The sequence below is a fragment of the Nostoc sp. genome, from assembly GCF_036917135.1.
In the GTDB taxonomy this organism is placed as follows: domain Bacteria; phylum Cyanobacteriota; class Cyanobacteriia; order Cyanobacteriales; family Nostocaceae; genus Nostoc.
The window spans coordinates 208,740-216,418 of sequence record NZ_JBALEA010000031.1 but is presented as its reverse complement, the minus strand read 5'-3'; the positions used below and the strand labels follow the sequence as shown (position 1 = coordinate 216,418).

At 45.7% G+C, this 7,679-nt stretch carries 7 protein-coding genes; all 7 read right to left on the bottom strand.

Features of this window, described 5'->3' with window-relative positions:
* Positions 1 to 240 precede the first annotated feature (240 nt).
* Complete coding sequence (locus V7K50_RS09585) at positions 241 to 1,173, bottom strand: polyphosphate kinase 2 family protein (RefSeq protein WP_334959404.1); 933 nt, start codon at positions 1,171 to 1,173, stop codon at positions 241 to 243.
* A gap of 41 nt (positions 1,174 to 1,214) precedes the next feature.
* Positions 1,215 to 3,755 carry a plasma-membrane proton-efflux P-type ATPase gene (locus V7K50_RS09580; RefSeq protein WP_334959402.1) on the bottom strand — a complete coding sequence of 847 codons (2,541 nt, stop codon included), beginning with the start codon at positions 3,753 to 3,755 and terminating at the stop codon, positions 1,215 to 1,217.
* A gap of 206 nt (positions 3,756 to 3,961) precedes the next feature.
* On the bottom strand, positions 3,962 to 5,104 hold the full coding sequence (locus tag V7K50_RS09575) for a baeRF7 domain-containing protein (RefSeq protein WP_334700534.1): 1,143 nt from the start codon (positions 5,102 to 5,104) through the stop codon (positions 3,962 to 3,964).
* Between the two features lie 48 nt (positions 5,105 to 5,152).
* A complete protein-coding gene (locus V7K50_RS09570) occupies positions 5,153 to 5,686 on the bottom strand; it encodes a DUF3122 domain-containing protein (protein WP_334700533.1) in 534 nt (177 codons plus the stop codon).
* Positions 5,687 to 5,790: 104 nt separating this feature from the next.
* The gene (locus tag V7K50_RS09565) at positions 5,791 to 6,468 is read right to left on the bottom strand and encodes a DsbA family oxidoreductase (RefSeq protein ID WP_334959399.1); all 678 of its coding nucleotides are present in this window, start codon (positions 6,466 to 6,468) and stop codon (positions 5,791 to 5,793) included.
* Between the two features lie 70 nt (positions 6,469 to 6,538).
* A complete protein-coding gene (locus V7K50_RS09560; RefSeq protein WP_334959397.1) occupies positions 6,539 to 7,060 on the bottom strand; it encodes a rhodanese-like domain-containing protein in 522 nt (173 codons plus the stop codon).
* A gap of 203 nt (positions 7,061 to 7,263) precedes the next feature.
* On the bottom strand, positions 7,264 to 7,629 hold the full coding sequence (locus V7K50_RS09555; RefSeq protein ID WP_334959395.1) for an HPF/RaiA family ribosome-associated protein: 366 nt from the start codon (positions 7,627 to 7,629) through the stop codon (positions 7,264 to 7,266).
* Positions 7,630 to 7,679: the final 50 nt, after the last annotated feature.

The following is a 7,679-nucleotide window of genomic DNA, read 5'->3' as shown; positions in this document are numbered from 1 at the left end:
AAAAAGCGATCGCTAGAGTCGAGTCTCAAGCCAAAAGTTTGACGGAGAGCGCCAAGGGTAAGGCTACTAGCATTTGTAATCACGGTTAAATTCTTGTAGTAATTACATGAAGTTTAAAAGTCTAGACATTTGATCTAGGCTCCAATACCTAATATACGATATATTAAGAGCAAAAGAGAGATCGCCTAAAAATCACGACTCACAGGAATAGCGATCGCTAATATCAACCAATTCTCATCCTTATTTCTGGCTTTCCAGAATTTCCTTCGCATTTAAAAGTCCTTGATATTGTTCTTCGCTGACCTTTGGATATTTGAGATTCAATTCCTTTAACTGCGTGTAAATGATACCTGCCACAACTAGACGAGTAAACCATTTGCGATCGGCGGGGATAATGTACCAAGGAGCATATTTTGTACTGGTGTGATTGAACATATCCTCATAGACAGTCATATAGTCATCCCAAAAGCTACGCTCTTTCGCATCATTCACAGAAAATTTCCAATTCTTTTCAGGGCGATTAATCCTTTCTAGAAAACGTTCTTTCTGCTCCTCCTTAGATACATTGAGAAAAAACTTGAGGATAATCGTCCCGTTATTAACCAGATGTTTCTCAAAGTTGTTGATTTCTTCAAAGCGGCGCTTCCAAATATTATTATCAATTACACTAACAGAGATCGGTCGCTGCTCTAGGATTTCTGGATGCACTCTTGTTACTAAAATTTCTTCGTAATAAGAACGATTAAAAATTCCAATTCTTCCTCTTTCGGGTAAAGCCTTAGAACATCGCCACAAATAGTCATGATTTAACTCTTCCGTAGATGGAGCTTTAAAGCTATGTACCTGACATCCTTGAGGATTAATGCCCGACATCACATGTTTAATAGTGCTATCTTTACCAGCCGCATCCATAGCCTGAAAGATGATTAGCACAGCATGGGTGTTTTCGGCATAGAGAACATCCTGATATTCAGCTAACGCCTCAATACCTTCCTTTAATTGACCTTTAGCTTTCGACTTTTTGAGGTGATCGGTTTTGTAAGCAGGGTCATAGTCTTTGGCAAGAGAAATTTTTCGTTCTGGTGGCACAATAAAAGGACGAATCAAATCGTCAAGCTTTTCGATGGGAAATGGGTTTAAGGATGAATCAGTGTGGTTATGTTTATCGGTCATACTTTTAACTCTAAAATATTAAATTAATATCTTGGGTAAGCTCATGGTTTATTCTTCTTTGACGGCGATCGCTTAGAGATATCAGCTTGGGTTACGTGGGAAAAAGGCTTATGAGAAAACCATTGATTCAACCGTCTTAAACCCCGTGTTACATAGACGGGTTTAGCATGATTAAACACGCCGTAGGCACGTTGTTTTACCCAGTCTGCAATCAAAAACCAGATCAACGCATAAATCCAGACAAAACCTGCCAAACCCCATCCGAGAGGGGTCATAAAGATGCCATACACTGCAATCAGGGTTGCGAGTATTTGAGTTCCCAGGACGGCTGCTAGCAAAATTCGGGCTGGTTTAATCGACCAGAATGACCCCTTAGTGCGCGTTACGAAGATGGTGAGATGTCCGGCAATGGAGAGTTTCAGGTAAATTAGCGTTTGCAGAATGCTGCGATCGAGGTGAAAGTACCGTTCTCCCAAATACAACATCCCAAAAGAACTGGCTAACCCAGTTACCCCCAAAACAGTTGCCAGTCCCAAGACGATGGGCATATTCCAGGTTTCGGGGCGATTGGCGGCACGGGTGTTATCGTAGGCAATGGAGATGATCGCACCATCATTCAACAATGCCAGTAGCACAATCATGATGGCGGTGACGGGATAGAAGTTGTAAACCACAATGGAAAGGGTCATGAACAACAAAACCCGGATGGTTTCGGTAATCCGGTAAATAGCGTAGTTGTTCATACGCTGAAATATCCGGCGGCTTTCTTGAATCGCCTCTACGATTACAGAAAGTCCAGGTGTGAGCAAAACAATATCGGCGGCGGCGCGGGCGGCATCAGTGGCTCCAGAAACCGCAATTCCGGCATCAGCTTTTTTGAGGGCAGGGGCATCATTAACACCATCGCCAGCCATGCCCACGAGATGCCCCCGTTGCTGCAAGACATCGACGATATCGTATTTGTGTTCCGGGAAGACTTGAGCAAATCCGGCGGCGGCTTCAATCGCATCGCTAACTTGTCCAGTTTCGTGAGGTGCGGCTGCTTCTAGCAAACTGGCATCGAGGATGTCTCCCTTTAGACCTAGTTGATGAGCAGTTTCACGAGCGATCGCCTGTTGATCTCCCGTTAACATTTTCAGGTCAATTCCCAGCTTTTTCACTGCCTGAATCATCAGTTGGGAGTCGCTGCGGGGTGGGTCAAATAGCGGTAGTACGCCCAAAAATTGCCAGTTCTCACCATCGTCAGTCCGGGCAACCCCCAGCGATCTAAATCCGCGTTTGGCAAACTCGGCGATCGCTTTATCCACTTGCGGCTGCACCTGAGCGACATTTTTTGAGAGCGCCAGAATCACTTGGGGCGCACCTTTAGTTACTTGGAAGCGATCGCCACCACTTTCAACGGTGGCTTCGGTACGTTTCCCCACGGGGTCAAAGGGCTGGAAGTGGACAATTTGGTAAGCATCTAGAGGTTGATTTGGCTTCAAACCAGCGAGAATTGCCAGGTCAATGGGGTCTTTGTCTTCATCACGAGAAGCAAGGGCGGCGTTGAGGATCAGCGATTCTGGAGCCGTATTGCCCACGCAGAAAGGATCTCCCAGAGTTAACTGGTTGAGAGTTAAAGTACCCGTTTTGTCGGAACAGAGAATGTCAATGCCAGCCATCTCTTCAATGGCCGCCAACCGACTGACGATCGCTTCCTTTTTCGCCAGTTTTTGCGCTCCTACTGCCATTGTCACTGACAGCACCGTTGGCATTGCTACCGGGATGGAGGCTACTGTCAAAACTAAGACAAACCGTAGGGTAGTCAGCCAGGGATCGCCCCGAAACAGCGCTACCATGAACACCACTACCACCAGCACCAAGGCAATCACGATCAAGTAATCGCCAATTTTTAATACTGCTCGTTGAAAATGGCTGACTGTCTGGGCAGACTCTACCAGGTGGGCAGTTTTGCCCATGTAAGTATTAACTCCAGTGGCATAGACAATGCCATCCAATTCTCCTTGCTTGAGGATAGAACTGGAGTACAGCACACTTCCCACTTGGCATTCTACGGGTAGTGATTCCCCCGTCAACGCCGATTGGTCAACCTGTGCCGGATCGCCTGATAAAAACCGCACATCTGCGGGGACAATATCGCCCAGACGCAACCGGATCAGGTCGCCAGGAACCAGTTCGCGGGCAGGGATCTGCGTCCAGGTGTTGTCTCGTTTCACCCGTGCTTGGAGTGCTAATTTTGCCTTGAGAGCAGCGATCGCATTACCCGCTTGAAACTCTTCCCAAAAACCCACTACTCCGTTGCCAATTAGGAGTAGCAAAATGATGCCAAAATTAACCCAGTCTCCAACTATTGCGGAAAGAATCACCGCCGCCTCAATCATCCAAGCGATCGGCCCCCAAAAGTGCGATAGGAATTGCATGATTGGGCTGATGGTCGTTTCGGGTAACTCGTTGTAGCCACCTTTTGATTGCCGTTGCAGTGACTCTTTTTTGCTCAATCCCTGATTGGAAGTAGTCAGTTGCTTTTGTAGTGCTTCTAACGATAGATGTGAAAGCGTTTCTTGATCGGTAGATACAGTCATGAGATCACGCCTTTATGAGCAAATCGGCTTTTAACAAAGTTTGGGGGTTCAAATCCCCAGACGCTCTCTACGAGACGCTACGCGTAGCTTGCTTCTCCGTAGGAGTACGCGGACTCGCTAACGCAAGACTTAATTACGAATTACGAATTACGTTAGCATAGCGGGGCGTAGCGGGGCGTAGCGGGGCGTAGCCCATTACGAATTATTTAATAGCGCAGGATAGCAGCGATCGCTTTATGTTCAGGTACATCTCCCTGTTCTACGGCGTAAACCGTTCCCCCATTGGTCAGCGTATGTAGTGCCGCTAGATCGAGTAAATCTTCGTCACCTGTTTCCTGTTGAGCATGAATCTGAATGGAATTCCTCACTGGATCGAATATTCCCCAAACAGTTTTATCAATAGGCACAAACAAGGTTTCAACACGCTGGAAATAAGCGGCAGTTACAACTTTTTCGATAGTATTAGCCGTTTTTTCGCTACCTTGTAGTTCCTCGTAATGGGAAATTGTTGATACTTTGGTAAGATCAAAATAGGGTTGTGCAATCTGCCAAGCCTGGGTATGCAGTTCTTCTAGAGTCAAAGTTTCTGGATTACCAGTGATACCATCGGGTAGCAAGTGGGAATATGTATTTGCCTCGTGATAAATCGGCAATAGATAATCAACTCCTGCCAAAATTAGCGGTGCTTGCTGGTTTTTGAAGAAAGACTCTAAACCATTGTTAACTTGGCGAAAGTAACTCAATAAATCATTTTTGTGATCTTCGTTTCCGGCTCCTTGTCCATGAAAAATCGCACTATTGCCTTTTGATGAGCCTGTATGTGCTTGGAGGCTTTTTTCGGGATCATCGTACTGCAAGGCTGCTGCAATGTTGGTCGGTACATCCGTTAACTCAACTTCATCCAGGTGATAACGGGTTCCTTGAAATAACCGAACTTGGTTTTGGCTCAAGGCTAGAACAGAAAACGTCCCATCCCCTGACATTAGTTGCAGTAGTGGTTTGATGTGGAAGCGATCGCCAACTACCGCTAATTCAGGGAAAGCGATCGGTAAACAGTAGTAGCGGAACTGATTGGGAGATAGAAAAATTGCCAGTCCATCGCTTTGATGTTGCCAGAAGTCATCATTTATATTTAGTTCGTGGATGGGTTGCAGCAACTCTTTGGCATCCTGTCCACGTAGTCCTAGCGCCAGCAATTTTTCTTCAGCTTGTCGAACCAAATTCTTTAATCGAATCGGATTTTGCTTGGTTTCGATTCCTAAACGCTCCATTGGCGCATAGATCGAGATACACGTCGAGTTTGATGCTGTGGTTAAAGTGGTTAATTCATCAATAGTTAATAAGTTCATGATGTACCTCTCAGTAAATTTTTTGCTCAAGCTTGTATCAGGTTTTAATCAATGGCTAGTAAGGGTTTGCCATTCCTGAATTGCAGCAGAGGGAACAGATAAGCTGACGGATTCACCGTCGATGGTTGGTAATGTCAATTGCAGGGGAATCTCCGCCTGTAACTGAGGTAGGGCAAGCTTAATGTCATATTCTCCAACGTTCGTTGGGGTTGGTGTGTCCTGAGAAATTTCGCTAGAAATATCCTTGGCGGTCAGAGTTTGCCCCAGGGATGTTGTCAAGGTAAGTGGTTGAGTGCGATCTAATTTTGCCCCACCATAAAAGCCGATTAATCGCAGGGAGACGATCGCACTACCTTCTGGATGGATGCGCTTAAAGGCGATCGCTTGCCAGGAGTTTCCGTCCTGATCTCGCAGGGTTTGCCGGGATTGGTAGAGCATTTGCCCTGGATATTCTTCGATTTGCGTCACAGATGCAAAAGCGGATAAGGGACTTCCGACAACCAGTAAAACGCAGATTAAAGCAGCCAGTATCCAGCGCATCAGGCGAATTTTAGACCTGTTAAAGCTGATAGAGTTGATCATAAGAGTCCTCATAAAGTTAAAGTCTCTAGCCATTCCAGAATAAATTTTGGGGTTTTAATCTTAATTGTTGTTGTGCATTACCTATAGGCGATCGCCCAACATCCCTAACACCAGGATTGTTCTCCCGGAGGATTGTGTAGTAACTCCCGAATATTGGCTTCGATGACTCTGTAGCCCACATTGCCGTTGAGTCTCTGTCGTCCTTCATTAAAAATCAGGGTGGGGCTGACTGTAACTGTATGCTCTTTGACTAATTCAAAATCCTTGGATAACTGGGCATAAGCCTCACCACTATCGATCTGAGCTTGGATACCAGCGATCGGCAGTCTTAACTCCTCCGCAATTTGAAATTGCACCTTGCGGTCAGAAACGTTTGCCAGTTGAGTAAAAAACGCCTCCCGAAATGCCCAGGTTGCTTTTTCAAATACCTGTTGAGATTGGTCTACCAAACCCTTCGCTTCTAGTAGTTGAATCGCATGGAGAAACAAATGACAGGATGTAGATGAATGTGGTGTAAAGTTAGCCCAAATATCAGGATGAACGGTGATGTGATCGAACTTTTTCGCAACCTCCTGAATATGATTACTGTATCCTTGCAATCCTCCCCGATCTCGCCATCCGTTCTCCAGTTTTTCATGAGCAGTACCAAAGACAGAGACGAAGTGGGGTTCAATCGCAATTTGGTCTTGAAAGGTTGTTTTCAACTCATCCAGACGGATATGAGCAATATAAGCCCAAATGCATAGAACATCGGAAAAGTAAAAGATACGAATGGGTTCCATTGTTATTCCAGTGTGGGGATTGGTTTCCGTGCAGATTGTTTCTCAATCTCTCCCGTCGAATTTTGCACAGTCATGATTTGGTGATCGCTTCTCCTGCGGCTTGCCAACCCGTAAAGCTAGGTGGAAATCCCTGGACATTCTCATAGCCCAATAGGTGCAGCGTCATTACCCCCATTGCCGATCGATAACCGGCGGAACAGTACAACACTACGGGGCGATCGCGTGGAATTTGATCTAGATTATCAGTCAAGGTTCGGAGCGAAATATTGATTGCATCAGGTATATGTCCAGACTTATACTCAGAGGGTTCTCGCACATCCACCAACACAGTTTGAGGGTTCTTTAATAGGTTTTTTAACCCTTCCACACTAGCGATCGTGTAATAGCCTGGTGGAATCGATGTGAGAAAGCGATCGATTGCTGATTCCAGATTCACGGTTTTTTGAGACATTGCTTGCATCTTTTCTTGAAAGATTGGTCTAGTTTCTACGAGAGTTGCTGCGAGAATCGGCTTTTGCCCAATGCCAACCAAAAGACAAAAACATAGTGCAAAACCCAGTAATATGGTCTGAATTGATTTCTTAAAGCTCATAAATTTCTCCTAAAGTCCCAGTAAAAATTTGAGCCGATTTGATCTATTTCCTTTCAGGTCTTGTGCATTCATCTCTAACTCGAATGGCACTAAGAAAAACCCAAAGGCTTGTGTAGTCTCGTTCCCAGCCTAGAGGCTTGTTCCAGTCAGAGCAGAGGCCGTATCTTTTCATAGTGCCATTCATCTCTGACTCCTCGGAAAATTTATTGACTATTAACTGAGCTAGATAGAGGTGGGTCAGTTCTGTGATTTTCTTGGTGGTGCAGCCGTCCGAGAGTGCTATCGATCAATCTGGTCAATTTATCAGCAGCCCCGTCAACGGCTTGGTCTACGGTCGCTGCCTGATGTGTTACCGCAAGGGGTTGGTATCCTTTGAGGCGGGCTTCTATCATGCAGCGCATATCGTCATCGCCGCCCTTCTTGTCGCTGTTCTCATCGCTCAGGTGAACATCAACGTGAGTGATGCGATCGCTGAATCGGCTCAGGCTCTCTTCCACTACACCACTAACCTGAGTGGCTAGTGCTTCGTGACCTTCGATGTTATGGCCGGTATGGATTTGGATTTGCACGATGTTCTCCTGTTGTAATTGTGATTGGCTTAATATTCAGATGGAATGAC

Bases quoted from the DNA above. Each gene is read 5' to 3' on its own strand.
- V7K50_RS09585 (WP_334959404.1), bottom strand. From the start codon at position 1,173: ATGACCGATAAACATAACCACACTGATTCATCCTTAAACCCATTTCCC.
- V7K50_RS09580 (WP_334959402.1), bottom strand. From the start codon at position 3,755: ATGACTGTATCTACCGATCAAGAAACGCTTTCACATCTATCGTTAGAA.
- V7K50_RS09575 (WP_334700534.1), bottom strand. From the start codon at position 5,104: ATGAACTTATTAACTATTGATGAATTAACCACTTTAACCACAGCATCA.
- V7K50_RS09570 (WP_334700533.1), bottom strand. From the start codon at position 5,686: ATGATCAACTCTATCAGCTTTAACAGGTCTAAAATTCGCCTGATGCGC.
- V7K50_RS09565 (WP_334959399.1), bottom strand. From the start codon at position 6,468: ATGGAACCCATTCGTATCTTTTACTTTTCCGATGTTCTATGCATTTGG.
- V7K50_RS09560 (WP_334959397.1), bottom strand. From the start codon at position 7,060: ATGAGCTTTAAGAAATCAATTCAGACCATATTACTGGGTTTTGCACTA.